The sequence below is a fragment of the Candidatus Poriferisodalis sp. genome (genome assembly GCF_965203655.1).
Lineage (GTDB): Bacteria > Actinomycetota > Acidimicrobiia > Acidimicrobiales > Poriferisodalaceae > Poriferisodalis.
In genome coordinates this window covers 214,001-227,128 of record NZ_CBDBDD010000004.1, presented here as the reverse complement: position 1 = coordinate 227,128, position 13,128 = coordinate 214,001, and the positions used below count along the sequence as shown (strand labels likewise).

Below are 13,128 nucleotides of genomic sequence, written 5' to 3'. Positions count from 1 at the left end.
GGGATCAGAGCAGACCCTGCTCGGTGGCCTCCGCGATGTACGCCGCCTGAGCCGCTGCGAGAGCGTCTTCGGGCGACACGCCGTCGAGGATTGTGAGGAGCGCTTCGCCGATCTTGGCGCGAGCGATGCCAGCCGCCGGGTGCGGCGAGTCGGCACCCCGGCCTTCGACGAGGCTCGTCGCTGCGGCCAGCGCGTTGCGCGGCGCGTTCGGGTTGGTGGCATCTGCACGGGTGACGAGACCGAACTCGGCCGCAGCGTTCATGCTCTCGAGATCGGTGGCCGCGAGGATCGCCAGGAAGATCAGCTCCGGATCGACCCGGGTGTTCATCGGGATGGCGTAGCCGTCGATGTATGCCGGAGCGCCCCGGACACCACCAGGGGTCGAGCCGAGGGCCGGGGCGTACGCGATGTCGCCGACCACAGTCGACGCCTCGGGATCGTCCATGGCACCGGCACGCGACGCCCACAGGTAGCCGAGCGGGATCTCGGCGGTCTGGAGGCCGGCCTGCACGTCATCGACGCTGTACGAACCGTTGAGCGGCGAACACTCCTCGAGGATGCGGACGAGGATGTTGACAGCCTCGAGCGCCTCGGGCGTCTCCCAGTTGGTCGTGCCGTCGGGGTTGGTCGACCGGAGTCCGAGCGACGAGATCACGCTGTCGAAGTGGATGTACCAGCTCGACGGCGAGCTGAGCCGCATGCCGTAGGCGGTGTCGTAACCGGCGTCCTGCAGGACCGGGCACAGGTCGAACAGTTCGTCGAACGTGTCGGGGACGTCGACGCCGAGCTCGTCGAAGATCGCCTGGTTGTAGAACGTGTGCAGCGTGTTAGACACCATCGGGATGGTGTAGATGTTGCCGTCGACCGAACCCATCTCGAGGAAGGCGGGGTCGACCTGGTCGAGGTCAAACTGATCGCGGTACTTCTCGATGAGATCGTTCAGCGGGTACAGGTAGCCCTGGTTGGCCAGCTCGCCGATCACGTTGTTCGAGGCCTGGATGATTTCGAAGTTTGGATTGCCGGTAGCGAGATCGAGGTTCATCTGTTCGGTCGCCTGGGCCGAGTCGAGGAACTGGACGTTGAAGGTGTAGTTGCCTTCAGCGCACTCCTCGAGCTCGTCGGCGTACTGCACGACGATCGGGAACTCCCAACCGATCACGTCGATCTCGACGTTCTCCTCGGGGTTCGGAATGGGACACTCGTCGGAGATGAGCGCCGGCGCCGCATCCTCTGCGGGCTCGTCGGCATCACCGTCGTCGGCATCACCGTCGTCGTCGGCACCCGCCCCGTCGTCGGCAGCCGCGCCGTCGTCGGCATCACCGTCGTCGTCGGCACCGTCGTCGGAGGCCGGCTCAGCGTCGCCGGACATACTCGTGTCCTCGCCGTCATCGGAACCACACGCCGCGGCGATCAGCCCCAGGACGAGCAGAAGCGCAACCAGCATTCGCCAGGTTGCATTCTTGTTCTTCATCGGATTGCCTCTCCATTTGGCAACGTTTCATCCGGCTCGTTGCAAAGCCACCGAGTCGAAACTCGATCGGTTGAATATATTACAACGTTCAATTAAAACTCAAGTATGACTTCCCCATTTCTGACAAACGATGAAATGCTCGTGTGGCGATCGCTGATGATCCTCACGCGGCAGGGTCTGCCCCAACTCGAGCCCACCTTTCAACGCCGCGGGCTGATCGCCCTCGACTACAGCATCCTCGTTGCGGTCGCCGAGGAACCAGAGGGCCGGATGAGCGCGGGCGAGCTCGCCGAGATCCTCGGGGTGACGCCGAGCCGGCTGAGCCATCGCCTTCGCAAGCGGGAGGCGGCCGGCGAGGTCACCCGCACGGCCGCAGCGGCCGACGCCCGGAGAGTCACTATCGCGATCACCGACAAGGGCCGCGATATCGTCGCCATGGTCACCGATCAGCACCGCGAGGACATCCGCCGGCTGGTGCTCGATCCGCTCGACGGACCCGAACAGACCGCCGAACTCGCCCGAGCGCTGGCCCGCATCGCCACCCGCATCACCGACCACCCGTACCTCACCCAGTACGTGCCGGAGGCGGCGTCGTCACCCGAGCGGGCCGGCTGACCTCATTGGAGCCACGCCCGGTGGACGGTCGCGGCGCGAGCAACTCCTTTGCAGCGACCGAACCGTCGGTCACGGAAGGTTCTCGAGCAAGTCGACGCCGCACTGGGCGGCGAAGTCGATCAGGTCGATCAGGACCCAGTTCTCGTGGAGCTTGGGCCCACGGCGGACGTAGAAGTCCATGATGTTCTGGCCGATCGGACCACCTGTAGGCTCGATCCCCCGGAACGGCTCACCGGTGAAGTCGCCCCGCATACTGGGCCACCCGGTGAAGGCCGCCGTGAGGCCGTCGGCGAATCGAGCCTCGTGGAACCCGCCCCGCCGGTTCGGGAACGAACGCACGGAAGGCCCCTGGGCGAAGCGCTCGAACTCGTCGAACCCGTACGCCGAGCCGACCCCGTGCGGCCCGTGCCAGACCATGTCGTCGTGCCAGTACGCGGCCATCCCCATCGACTCGAGATCGCTGCCGTCGAGGCGGTTGCAGCCACCCAACATGTCCTCGACGAGGCGCAGTGTGAACTCGGACTCGGCCGAGTCGCTCACGCTTCGCGTGAGACCGTTGCCGAGGATGGGACCCGGCGGCAGATCGTTGCGCGCCGGAGGCTCGGGCAGCAGATGTATGCCGGCCTGCGCAGCGAACCCCACGATGTCGAACAGGACCCGGATCTCGACGATCTTGCCGTCCTCGATGCGGGCGAAGTCGCCGTAGCGCAACGACGCCGTGCGGCCCGAGGGTCGGATTCCGAACAGCTGGTGGGAGAACACCCCGGTGATGTGACCGGTGTGGGCGACCCACACTTCGTCGCCGTTGCAGATGCCACCCAGGAAGAGGTACGGCTCCCACCGTCGGTGGAGCAGCGCTTCGTCCAACGGCGCATGCACGGTCTCCCGCACCGCGGCGGCGCCGTCGAGTCGCCCGATCGGCGCAGGACCGTGGAACTCGACGTCGGGGTGAAGCGCGGTGCGATCGACGCCTGTGAACACATCCCAGATGAGCTGCTTGGCGGCCTGAACGTCCGCAACCCTCGGTGACACGGCGGCTACCGAAGCCACTCGTGGGCGTGAGGAGGGTTGGCCGCGTGAGTGTCGAGATCGACGTCGGCGCCTTGCTCGACCCTGAAGATGCCATCGGCGACGGCCTGATTGCGCGGAAGGGAACCGACGTGGGCGGTGAGGATCCGCTCGGTGCTCTGCTCCATCGTCTCGGTCTAGCCGCGTATCGCGAGATGCGTCGCCTTGTCGAAGAAGTGGAACTTCGCGGCGTTGATGTTGATCTGGATCGCGTCGCCGACGCGCGCCTCGGTGAGCGGGCTCAAGCGCGCGGTGCACCGCGAACTCGACTCGTCGCCGAGCTCGTCGAGCGCATCGGGATCGCCGCTGTCGACGTGGGTCGCATCGATGCTGAAGTGCATGAGCGTCTCCGCACCGAGCGCCTCGCGGACGTCGACGGTGGCCGAGATGCGCTGATCGGCCGGGTGGTCCGGTTGAACCGCAGCATCCTCGAGATCTTCAGGCCGGATGCCGACGACGATCGGCTGGCCGAGATGCCCGTGGAGCGCCGGGCGGGCGGCCACCGCCGACTCGGGCACGGCGACGGACTGGCTGCCGAGCTGCACGGTGTAGCCCCCACTGGTGCCGTCCTGGCGCAGGACCCCTTCGTAGAGGTTCATTGACGGCGAGCCGATGAAGGCGGCGACAAACACGTTGTCGGGGTCGGCGTAGAGCTCCTCGGGGGCGGCGACCTGCTGGAGGTGACCGTCCTTGATCACGGCAACGCGGTCGCCCATCGTCATCGCCTCGACCTGGTCGTGTGTGACGTAGAAGGTCGTGACGCCGAGCTCGCGCTGGATCCCGGCGATGTCGGCTCGCATCTGAACTCGGAGTTTGGCGTCGAGGTTCGACAGCGGCTCGTCCATCAAGAACAGAGCCGGCCGGCGCACGATCGCACGACCCATGGCGACGCGCTGCCGCTGGCCACCCGACAACTGTGCCGGCTTCTTGTCGAGCTGCTCGGTGAGCTCGAGGATCTGCGCCGCCTCCTCCACCTGTTGGTGGAGGTCGCTCTTGCCGACCTTGCGCAGCTTGAGCGGGAACGCGATGTTCTCCCGCACCGTCATCTGCGGGTACAGCGCGTAGTTCTGGAACACCATCGCGATGTCGCGATCCTTGGGCTCGACCTCATTGACCCGGCGGTCGCCGACCTTCAGCTCACCATCACTGATGTCTTCCAGCCCGGCGATCATCCGCAGGGCGGTCGACTTGCCGCAGCCCGAGGGACCGACCAGGACCAGGAACTCGCCGTCGACGAGTTCGAGACTCAGGTCGGTGACGGCCTGGAAGCCGTTGGGGTAGATCTTGGTGACCCTGTCGAGAGTGACAGCAGCCATCACTGGCCTCCTTGGTGCTGGAGATCTTGTTGTTGTAGATGCGACGGGGCGGGAGGCGTGCACTCGCCATGGTCGTAGGACTCCCAGCCGTTCCCGTCGAAGATGTCGACGCCGAGCTGGACGAGTACGTGAGGGAAGTCGACCATGACCCAGTTGTCGACGATCTTTCCGTCGACGACCTTCCAGAAGTCCATGTAGCGGACCTCGATCCGCTTACCGGTGGGCGCAACCCCCATGAACTCGCCGCCATGGGTGACTTCCTGACGGCCGAAGGCGGCGGCCCACTCCCCCATGTAGAGGCGGGCTTCGTCGATGCAGACCTTGTCGTGGAAGGCTGCCTGGAACGGCTTCTGCCAGTTGTTCTGGAACTCGCGCACGCCGTTCTTTGTGCCACAGCCGGTGTTGCCCATCCACCGGAACGACTCGGAGAAGAACTCGTCGATGTCGGCGACGCGATGGTCGTTGAGCCCGTCGACCATGCCCTCGATGACCGAGCGCGTCTCCTCGGTCTTCGCCAGATCGGTGTCGCGGCTGAGCACCGCCTGTTCGGGACGGTTGGTGGCCATCAGAGTTCCTCTCGTCCGGTGAGCTGCCGCAGGCGGGCCAGCACGTCGAGGGCCTGCAGGTCGGTCACGGCTAACCCTTCACCGCGCCAGCGCCCAAGCCCTTCACGAGGTGCTTCTGGAACAGGATGATCACGATCACGATCGGCAGGGTGATCGACACCGATGCCGCCGCCGCTTCGGTGATCGTTCTCGAACTCTCGCCACCGGTGAGCGACACGATCGCCACCGGCAACGTCCACTCGGTCGGGGCGAGCACTCGGACGAACAGGTACTCGTTGTAGGCGAGCAGCAGGGTGAACAGGCCGGTGGCGATGATCGCCGGCCACATTACCGGGATGATGACCTTGCGGAACGCCTCGAGGCGGGTGGCGCCGTCCATCATCGCCGCTTCCTCGAGCTCCTTCGGCACGTCCATGAAGAACGAGCGGAACATCCAGATCGTGAACGGCTGGTTGACAGCAACCAGCGCGAGGACGATGCCGAGTCGCGCGTCGAGTATCTGCAGCTCGTCGATGAACGGGAAGTTGATCAGGGGGAAGTCCCAGTCGGAGATCCCCTTGTCGCGCAGCCATTCGTCGATGCGGTTCGCACCGAAGAAGTACGGCAGCACGAAGGCTGTGCGCGGCAGGGCACGGAAGGCGAGCGCCACGATGAGGATCACCGCGCCGGAGATCCCCGAGTACCGGGCGAGGCCGTAGCCGGCGAGCAGGCCGATCGAGAGCGAGATGAGCATGGTGAGCACCGTGACGACGATGCTGTTGATCAGGAAGTCGTAGGTGTCCTCGGTCGCCCAGGCCCGGGGGAAACGCCAGAGCCCGAACCACAGGGTGAACATCGCGCCGCCAATGAACCAGTTCTTGGCCGGCCAGTCGCGCGAGTACGCCAGGTATGCGACGAGCGCCATGACGGCGAGGTACCAGAACGTGGGCCAGATCTGGATGTCTTCGGCGATCACGAGCAGATGGACCCCGACGAGCCCCATCCAGGCGAGCAGCCAGGGCCGGCCGTCGGCGTTGCGTCTGGACATGAGCCCGAAGAACGCCGCGATGGCGGCGATCAGCACGATGAAGCCGAGCACGAACCACAGGCTGTGCTCGAGTTTCTTCTCGTCGAGCCAGAAGTTCCGATAGGCGTTGCCGGTGGTCTCATAACCCCAGAGCACCGGGGTCTTGGCGGCCACGTCGCGGGTGAACTTGATCGAGGTCTGGATCGTCCACAGGAACGGCAGGACACTCCAGAGGACCAGCAGGATCAGGACACTGTGGAGACCGAACCGCGGGAGCAGGTTGGACTTCTTCATGTCAGTTCCTCTCCGCGATCTGGTCCTTGTAGCTGCGATACAAGAACGGGATGAGCACGACGAAGATGCCGATCACGGTGAGGATCGACATCGCGTTGCCCTTGCCGAGGCGGCCGATGTCGAACGCCGTGGCAGTGCGGACGTTGTAGACGGCGAGCGTGTGCGCGTCGGTGAACCGGTTGCCGGTCCAGACGAACACCTGGTCGTACACCCGGTACATGTCCATGATCGAGATCAGCGCCACGAACAGCACCAGGGTGCGCAGGTGCGGCAGGGTCACATGCCACAGCTGACGCCAGAAGCCGGCGCCGTCGATCTGCGCCGCCTCGACGCGGTCCTCGGGGAGCGTCTGGAGGCCGGCGAAGAAGGTGATGAAGGCAAACGGTGTGACCGCCCACACCAGCTGGATGATGATCAGCCAGCGCACGTTGCCGGACGTGACCAGGAAAGGATCGTCGGTGATGCTCTCCCAGATCCATGCGATCAACCCGCCCCGCTCGAAGAGGTCTTTGTAGACGAGTGAGCCGACGACGGGCGTGACGACCATGGGCATGAGCAGGGCGGCCATGTAGATCGAGCGGGCGCGCTTCACCCGGTCGAGCAGGAGCGCAATCGTCAAGCCGAGCACCAACTGGAGCGGGACCACGATGATGACGAGCAGGATCGTCCAGCGAGCCGCGCTCCAGAACTCCGGGTCGGAGAGGATGTCTCGATAGTTGCCGAACCCGATGAACTCCGGGTTCCGAAGATCGCGCAACGTCAGCCGCTGGAACCCGAGCCAGATCGTTGCGAGCAGCGGGACGACCATCAGTGTGAGCATCACGGCGACGCTCGGAACGGTGAACCCCCAGAATGTTCGTTTGTTCATCCACTTCCCCTTCCCAGGGGCCGTCCGCCATCGACCGGGATCACCGCCCCGGTTGTGAACGGGAGGTCGGCGACGACGGCGGACACGGCGGCCGCGACGTCGTCGCCGGTTGCCAGTCGGTTGAGAGGGGTGGCGTCTCGCTGCACGTCAATGAATTCCGCGGACATGCGAGCGGCGTACTCGCCGAGAACCCAGCCCGGCGACACGGACACGACCCGGATCGTCGGCCCCAGGGCCCGCCCAAGAGAGCGGGTCATCGAATCGAGGGCAGCCTTGGAGGCGCAGTAGGCGACGTTGGAACCCATCCCTGTGACGGCCGCAACCGAGCTGATGTTGACGATCACCGGATCGACCGACTTCTCGAGGGCGGGCCTGAGCGCCCGGATGGCGGCGAAGGGTCCGCGCCAGTTGGTGGCGAAGATTCGGTCGATGGTCTCGTCGGTGAGGCCGTCGAGGTCGTCGTGGGCCACTGGTTGGGTGACGCCTGCGCAGTTGACCAGCACGTCGAGGCGGCCGTGGTCGGACTCGATCGAAGCGGCGAGCGCATCGATCGATGCCGGGTCGTCGACCGCGACACGAACGGCGCGATGGCTGGGCCCGTTGAGCTCGGCCGCGAGCGTGGCGGCACGCTCGGCCGACGAGAGGTAGCCGACGAGTACGGTCAGACCGTCGGACGCGAGCCGGCGGCAGATGGCGGAGCCGATCCCACCGGACCCTCCGGTGACGAGCGCGAGGCGCGTGGTCACGTCAGGCCGGCTGCCCCGAGTAACGCTCGACGCGGATGTCGGCCTGAGCCTGGTGGCCGGCGAAGTTCTCGATGGCGCACAGACGGCTGCAGTACTCGCCGATCAGGGCGGACGATGCCGGATCGGTGACCCGCTGGTAGGTCACGGTCTTGATGAACTTCCCGACCCAGAGGCCGCCGGTGTAGCGAGCAGCACCCTGGGTGGGGAGGGTGTGGTTGGTGCCGATGACCTTGTCGCCGTAGCTGACGTTGGTCATGGGCCCGAGGAACAGCGCGCCGTAGTTGACCATGTTCGCGAGGAAGAAGTCGTCGTCGTCGGTCATCACCTGCACGTGCTCGAAGGCGAGCTCGTTCGCGAGATCGAGCATCTCCTGGTGAGAGTTGCAGACGATGACCCGGCCGTAGTCGTCCCACGCGACCGACGCGATGTCGGCCGTGGGCAGCGTCTGGAGCTGGCGTTCGACCTCGGTCATCGTGTCGAGTCCGAGCTGTCGGCTGGTGGTGAGCATGACCGCCGGAGAGGTGGGCCCGTGTTCGGCCTGACCGAGGAGGTCGGTCGCACACATCTCGGCGTCGACGGTGTGGTCGGTGAGCAGGAGCGTTTCGGTGGGTCCGGCAGGGAGGTCGATGCCGACCCGGCCGTAGAGCTGACGCTTGGCCTCGGCCACGAACGCGTTGCCCGGCCCGACCAGAACGTCGACGGGGTCGACGAACTCGGTGCCCAGAGCGAGGGAAGCGACGGCCTGGATGCCGCCGAGAAGGTAGATCTCGTCGGCGCCGGCAAGGTGCATGGCGGTGACGGTCTCGGCGGGGACGGCGCCATTGATCGGAGGGGTGCAGGCAGCCACGCGAGGCACGCCTGCCACCTTGGCGGTAAGGACGCTCATGTGTGCCGAGGCCACCATCGGGTAGCGGCCGCCGGGTACGTACGCGCCCACATTCTGGACCGGGATGTGTTTGTGGCCGAGGGTGACCCCCGGGAGGGTCTCGATCTCGGTCTCGAGCATCGAGTCAAGCTGGGCCTGGGCGAAGTTCCGGATCTGGGTCTGGGCGAATCGGATGTCGTCGACCGTGCCGGGGTCGACGCTCGCCACGGTCTCCTCGATCTGTTCCGCTGAGAGCCTGAACCGCTCGGGCTTCCAGCCGTCGAACTGGGCCGACAGCTCGCGTACCGCGGCCTCACCGCGCTCGGCGATGTCGTTGATGATCGAGCGAACCTGCTCGGCGAGGGCCTGGTCGGCGCCGTGGGCCCCCTTCTTCTTCGCGTCCTTGAGGATCTCAGCCATAGTTCCTGGGGGTTTGGGTGGGGGTCGTGACTCAAGGCGGGGATTGTCTCCCGCTCCCGCTGCCCCCGGGGCGACACCGCGACACGGTGCCGCCCCAGGTGCACGGAGGGAACGTGACGAGCTGCCGGCCTAGTTGAGCAGCCCCTGATCGCCTGCTTCGGCGAGGTATGCAGCCTCAGCGGCGGCCAGCGCCTCTTCGACCGGCGTGCCGTCGAGAATCGTGATCAGCGCCTCGCCCAGCTTCGCCCGGGCGATGCCTGCTGCCGGGTGTGTGAGGTCAGCACCACGGCCGTTGACGAGGCTTGCCTGCGCAGCGGCAGCGTCACGCGGTCCGTTGGGATGACTCACCCCGTTGCGGGTGACCAGGCCGAACTCGGCCGCAGCCTGCATGCTCTCCAAGTCAGTCGCTGCGAGCATCGCAAGGAAGATCGCCTCGACTTTGTCGGCAGGCGTTCCGACGGGAATGCCCCAGCCGTCGATGTAGGCAGGCGCAGCCAGGATGCCGCTGCCGGTGCCCAGCGCCGGAGCGAACTCGATCTCTCCCACGACGGTGGATGCCTCGGGATCGTCCATGGCTGCTGCACGCGATGCCCATGTGTGGCCCAGGATCGCCTCTCGGGTCTGGAAAGCCGCTTGCACATCGTCGGTGCTGTAGGAGCTGGCGATACCCGGAGCGCACTCGTCCACCATCCGCTTGAGGGTCGTGGCCGCAGCAACTCCCTCAGGGCTGTTGAAGTTCGGCGCGCCCGTCTGCGGATCGACCGGCGAGACGCCCATCGAACCGAGGACCGAGTCGAACTCGATCTGCCAGGCCCAGCCTGCCGACAGCATGTAGAGGAAGCCGATGTCGTAGCCCGAATCGATGATCGCCCGGCACGTCTGGAATGCCTCATCGAACGTTGTCGGCACCGACAGGCCGAGCTCTTCCATCGCGGGCTTGTTGTAGAAGACGTGCATGGTGTTCGACACCATCGGCACGGCGTAGATCTGGTCGCCGATCGAGGCCATGCGCCAGAAGGCCTCATCGATCTCATCGAGGTCGAACTGGTCGCTGTACTTGGCGACCAGATCGTTGAGCGGCATCAGGAAGCCCTGGTTGGCCAGCTCGCCGATGAAGGCATTGGAGCCTTGGTACAGCTCGAACGTGGGCGAACCAGTCGCTGCGTCCTGAGTCATGGCGGTGCGCGCCTCGACGCTGTCGAGGAACTGCAGATTGAAGCGGTAATTGCCCTCCTCGCAGTCCTCGAGCTCATCGGCGTACTGGGTGATGATCGGGAACTCCCAGCCGATCGCGTCGATCTCGATGACCTCGGACGGATTCGGGATCGGGCACTCGTCGGAGATCAGCTCGACCTCCATCATGTCCCCGTCGTCCATGGACTCGTCGTCCGTCGAATCGTCGGCGGAGTCGTCGTCCATGTCGTCATCCATGGACTCGTCGTCCATCGAGTCGTCCATGGATTCGTCGTCCATCGATTCGTCGTCCATGTCGTCATCGGCGGTGGAGTCGGCGACCGTCGCCGCCGTCTGCGACTCGCCGCTGTCGACGTCGTCGACGTCGTCATCGCCGCCGCACGCTGCAACCAGCAGCACGAACGCGAGAAGCACGGCGATGAGCCGCCATGCCTTCCCCTTGGTTGTAATCATGAGCTTCCCTCCCGGGTTATGCATGCGAACAGGAACCAAGGGGGCTCAGAACCCGGTTCCCAACAACTCGAGCGGCGCGACATAACCGGCCGCGTCGAGACCGAAGCCCGCATCGGCGGCGCGCGCCAGCGTTCCTGCAGGCCATTCGACCCTGCTGGGGCTGTCACCGCCGGTGACGATCACCGCACGTGCCGGCGCCGTGCCGACATTGCGCAGATCCCGCCAAGCAGATGCGGGGATAGATGCGAGTGAGCCCGCGACGGGCCGCGTGGAGACTTCCTGCGCCGGCTCGTTGAGCGCGACTTCCCAGCCATCGTCGATGAGGAGCACCACTTGGCTGTCGCTGTGGCGATGAAGGCCCGTCGATGCCCCCGGAGCCGCCCGAAGCCACTCGACTGCAAATCCGTGCGGGGTGCAGATCGGCGGTCGGCTGCGTCGATCTTGGGACAGCCCGTACCCGATGACAGGCGCGAGCTCCACTGAGTGCTGTGCGCCGAGCACGGCCGACAGGAACGCCTCTTGCGACCAGTTCAAACGATCAGGCGACACCAGGCGATCATCAAGCTCTGCCTGGCTGTAACTGTCGATGTTTGCGAGCTGGCTGTCGCTGAGCGGTTCCAGCAGTTCGGAAGGGACATCGCCGTTGCGGGCATCGACGAGCGAGTTGTCGCGCCCGAGATACATGCCGGTCTCAGCCGCCTCTCGCAACACCTCCGGCTCCCAGATGATCCCGCCGGTGTCGTCGCCTCCGAGCACCACGAACAGGAACCCGTCATCGGGGCCGGTGTTCTCGAATCCGCGGAATACCCAGGTCGGCGCCGAGAAGATGGTGTCAGGCGTGAGCTCGACGGATTGCTCACGCTTCCTGCCGACGTCGATCCGCCAGCTGCCTCTGGTGCAGATGAACACCTCAGGCGTGTAGTGCAAGTGGGCGTTGTTGTAGACGCCGTGGGGCATGGTGGCGGCGCCGACGTTGAAACCGTGGGACTCGGCGATGCTGATGTGCTGATCGGCGTTCTGAGACACACCGGGGCCCACGAACGAATAGCTGGCCTTGCCTTTGGATCTCTCGATACGGACATCCACAAAGGCCTCGGTGTCAGCCACGAAGTCCTGCGGCTCAAGCACCCGTGCCGCCAACTCGGCGCCGTCAACCGTTGGCCCGGACGCGGTCATCTGTCGCTGCGCTTCGTCGTTCGGCCGATGCGCAGGTGGCCGTCCACAACGACATCGGTGGGCCGCGATGCCGATGTCGTGTCGACGAGTAGTTCGGCAGCATGCCGTGCGAGCAGATCCGTCGGCTGCACGAGCGTCGTCAGGTCGATGCCGGCCCACGCGGCCTGTGGCAGTCCATCGAATCCGGTGACAGCCAGATCATCGGGGATCCGGATGCCCCGCGATTCCAATCCATCTATGACGCCGAACGCGACCTCGTCGCTGCCGACCATGACGGCGTCCGGTGCGAGTCGGGCGATGCGTTCGGCGCAGCCGTACCCCGCGTCGTAACTGAACGCGCCCGCCTCGATGTACGGCAAGGCCACTCCGTGGTCGCCCATCTCCCTGGCCGCTCCCCGATAGCGGGCTTGATCGGTGGAGATCGACGACACGCCGCCGACGAAGACCGCCGTCCGGCAGCCCTGGTCAACGAGGTGGGACGCCAGCAAGCGGCAGCCGCTCTCATTGTCGACTGACACCGACGACACCAAGCCAGATGCAGCCGGCTGATTGAAAGCCACGGTGGGGCTCGACTGGCGACGCATGGCGCTGAGCTGGTCTGGTCGGATGCTTGCTGAGGCCAGCAGCAGCCCGCTGACGCGGTATTGGCGAACGATGTCGAGCACATCGTCGACTTCACCTGGGTCGGTGAAGCTGAAGAGCAAGAGTTGACGCCCGCGTGCAGCGAGTTCCCGAGTCACCGCCGACAGAACGTTCTGCCAGTACTCGCCGTACGCCGGCACCACTGCGCCCACCACGTTGCTCTGCTGTGACTTGAGGCTGCGGGCGAAGGCGTTGGGGGCGTAGCCGAGTCGCGCGGCAGCCTCGCTGACCCGCTCTCGAGTTGCTTCGGACACCAAGTGCGGGGCCGAGAAGGTGCGCGCCACCGTGGCCTGGGACACGCCCGCCTCGATGGCGACATCGGTGGAGGTCGCCGGCCGCGTCCCGCCGCCAGGATCCTCTGTCCCCCCCGCCATGCGGCGAATCCTATGAATACGTAGTCATTGCGTCAACAGAAACTGGTTGCAGCG

At 65.7% G+C, this 13,128-nt stretch carries 13 protein-coding genes; 1 reads left to right on the top strand and 12 read right to left on the bottom strand.

Annotated elements, in window-relative coordinates; all coding sequences use genetic code 11:
* Positions 1 to 4 precede the first annotated feature (4 nt).
* Positions 5 to 1,471 (bottom strand): ABC transporter substrate-binding protein, encoded by a 1,467-nt coding sequence (locus ACOGW9_RS03820; protein ID WP_419908540.1) that lies wholly within the window; start codon positions 1,469 to 1,471, stop codon positions 5 to 7.
* A 105-nt stretch (positions 1,472 to 1,576) separates the two neighbouring features.
* Here ACOGW9_RS03820 and ACOGW9_RS03815 point away from each other — a divergent pair, with 105 nt between their 5' ends.
* Positions 1,577 to 2,086, top strand: a complete 510-nt coding sequence (locus tag ACOGW9_RS03815; RefSeq protein ID WP_419908538.1) for a MarR family winged helix-turn-helix transcriptional regulator — start codon at positions 1,577 to 1,579, stop codon at positions 2,084 to 2,086.
* 69 nt (positions 2,087 to 2,155) lie between these two features.
* Here ACOGW9_RS03815 and ACOGW9_RS03810 read toward each other — a convergent pair whose 3' ends face one another.
* The 11 genes from ACOGW9_RS03810 to ACOGW9_RS03760 form a co-directional block, all read right to left on the bottom strand.
* A complete protein-coding gene (locus ACOGW9_RS03810; protein WP_419908536.1) occupies positions 2,156 to 3,118 on the bottom strand; it encodes an ester cyclase in 963 nt (320 codons plus the stop codon).
* 5 nt (positions 3,119 to 3,123) lie between these two features.
* Positions 3,124 to 3,282: a hypothetical protein gene (locus ACOGW9_RS03805; RefSeq protein ID WP_419908534.1), complete on the bottom strand. Its 159-nt coding sequence runs from the start codon at positions 3,280 to 3,282 to the stop codon at positions 3,124 to 3,126.
* Between the two features lie 9 nt (positions 3,283 to 3,291).
* Positions 3,292 to 4,470 (bottom strand): ABC transporter ATP-binding protein, encoded by a 1,179-nt coding sequence (locus tag ACOGW9_RS03800; protein WP_419908532.1) that lies wholly within the window; start codon positions 4,468 to 4,470, stop codon positions 3,292 to 3,294.
* Positions 4,470 to 5,036, bottom strand: coding sequence for an ester cyclase (locus ACOGW9_RS03795; protein WP_419908530.1), 567 nt, complete (start codon positions 5,034 to 5,036; stop codon positions 4,470 to 4,472). The genes ACOGW9_RS03800 and ACOGW9_RS03795 overlap by 1 nt, the downstream gene beginning before the upstream one ends.
* A 70-nt stretch (positions 5,037 to 5,106) precedes the next feature.
* Positions 5,107 to 6,336 carry a carbohydrate ABC transporter permease gene (locus ACOGW9_RS03790; RefSeq protein WP_419908528.1) on the bottom strand — a complete coding sequence of 410 codons (1,230 nt, stop codon included), beginning with the start codon at positions 6,334 to 6,336 and terminating at the stop codon, positions 5,107 to 5,109.
* Position 6,337: 1 nt separating this feature from the next.
* Entirely contained in the window at positions 6,338 to 7,204 is an 867-nt protein-coding gene (locus ACOGW9_RS03785) for a carbohydrate ABC transporter permease (RefSeq protein WP_419908526.1), read from the bottom strand.
* On the bottom strand, positions 7,201 to 7,950 hold the full coding sequence (locus ACOGW9_RS03780) for an SDR family NAD(P)-dependent oxidoreductase (RefSeq protein WP_419908524.1): 750 nt from the start codon (positions 7,948 to 7,950) through the stop codon (positions 7,201 to 7,203). The genes ACOGW9_RS03785 and ACOGW9_RS03780 overlap by 4 nt, the downstream gene beginning before the upstream one ends.
* Position 7,951: 1 nt before the next feature.
* A complete protein-coding gene (hisD, locus tag ACOGW9_RS03775) occupies positions 7,952 to 9,235 on the bottom strand; it encodes a histidinol dehydrogenase (RefSeq protein WP_419908522.1) in 1,284 nt (427 codons plus the stop codon).
* A gap of 129 nt (positions 9,236 to 9,364) precedes the next feature.
* Complete coding sequence (locus tag ACOGW9_RS03770) at positions 9,365 to 10,882, bottom strand: ABC transporter substrate-binding protein (protein WP_419908520.1); 1,518 nt, start codon at positions 10,880 to 10,882, stop codon at positions 9,365 to 9,367.
* A gap of 45 nt (positions 10,883 to 10,927) precedes the next feature.
* Positions 10,928 to 12,058 (bottom strand): hypothetical protein, encoded by a 1,131-nt coding sequence (locus ACOGW9_RS03765; protein ID WP_419908518.1) that lies wholly within the window; start codon positions 12,056 to 12,058, stop codon positions 10,928 to 10,930.
* The gene (locus ACOGW9_RS03760) at positions 12,055 to 13,074 is read right to left on the bottom strand and encodes a LacI family DNA-binding transcriptional regulator (protein ID WP_419908516.1); all 1,020 of its coding nucleotides are present in this window, start codon (positions 13,072 to 13,074) and stop codon (positions 12,055 to 12,057) included. The genes ACOGW9_RS03765 and ACOGW9_RS03760 overlap by 4 nt, the downstream gene beginning before the upstream one ends.
* Positions 13,075 to 13,128 lie beyond the last annotated feature (54 nt).

What these genes read in the sequence shown, in the direction of transcription:
- ACOGW9_RS03820 (WP_419908540.1), bottom strand. Translation starts at nt 1,471, where the DNA reads ATGAAGAACAAGAATGCAACCTGGCGAATGCTGGTTGCGCTTCTGCTC.
- ACOGW9_RS03815 (WP_419908538.1), top strand. Translation starts at nt 1,577, where the DNA reads ATGACTTCCCCATTTCTGACAAACGATGAAATGCTCGTGTGGCGATCG.
- ACOGW9_RS03805 (WP_419908534.1), bottom strand. Translation starts at nt 3,282, where the DNA reads ATGGAGCAGAGCACCGAGCGGATCCTCACCGCCCACGTCGGTTCCCTT.
- ACOGW9_RS03800 (WP_419908532.1), bottom strand. Translation starts at nt 4,470, where the DNA reads ATGGCTGCTGTCACTCTCGACAGGGTCACCAAGATCTACCCCAACGGC.
- ACOGW9_RS03795 (WP_419908530.1), bottom strand. Translation starts at nt 5,036, where the DNA reads ATGGCCACCAACCGTCCCGAACAGGCGGTGCTCAGCCGCGACACCGAT.
- ACOGW9_RS03790 (WP_419908528.1), bottom strand. Translation starts at nt 6,336, where the DNA reads ATGAAGAAGTCCAACCTGCTCCCGCGGTTCGGTCTCCACAGTGTCCTG.
- ACOGW9_RS03785 (WP_419908526.1), bottom strand. Translation starts at nt 7,204, where the DNA reads ATGAACAAACGAACATTCTGGGGGTTCACCGTTCCGAGCGTCGCCGTG.
- hisD (WP_419908522.1), bottom strand. Translation starts at nt 9,235, where the DNA reads ATGGCTGAGATCCTCAAGGACGCGAAGAAGAAGGGGGCCCACGGCGCC.
- ACOGW9_RS03770 (WP_419908520.1), bottom strand. Translation starts at nt 10,882, where the DNA reads ATGATTACAACCAAGGGGAAGGCATGGCGGCTCATCGCCGTGCTTCTC.
- ACOGW9_RS03765 (WP_419908518.1), bottom strand. Translation starts at nt 12,058, where the DNA reads ATGACCGCGTCCGGGCCAACGGTTGACGGCGCCGAGTTGGCGGCACGG.
- ACOGW9_RS03760 (WP_419908516.1), bottom strand. Translation starts at nt 13,074, where the DNA reads ATGGCGGGGGGGACAGAGGATCCTGGCGGCGGGACGCGGCCGGCGACC.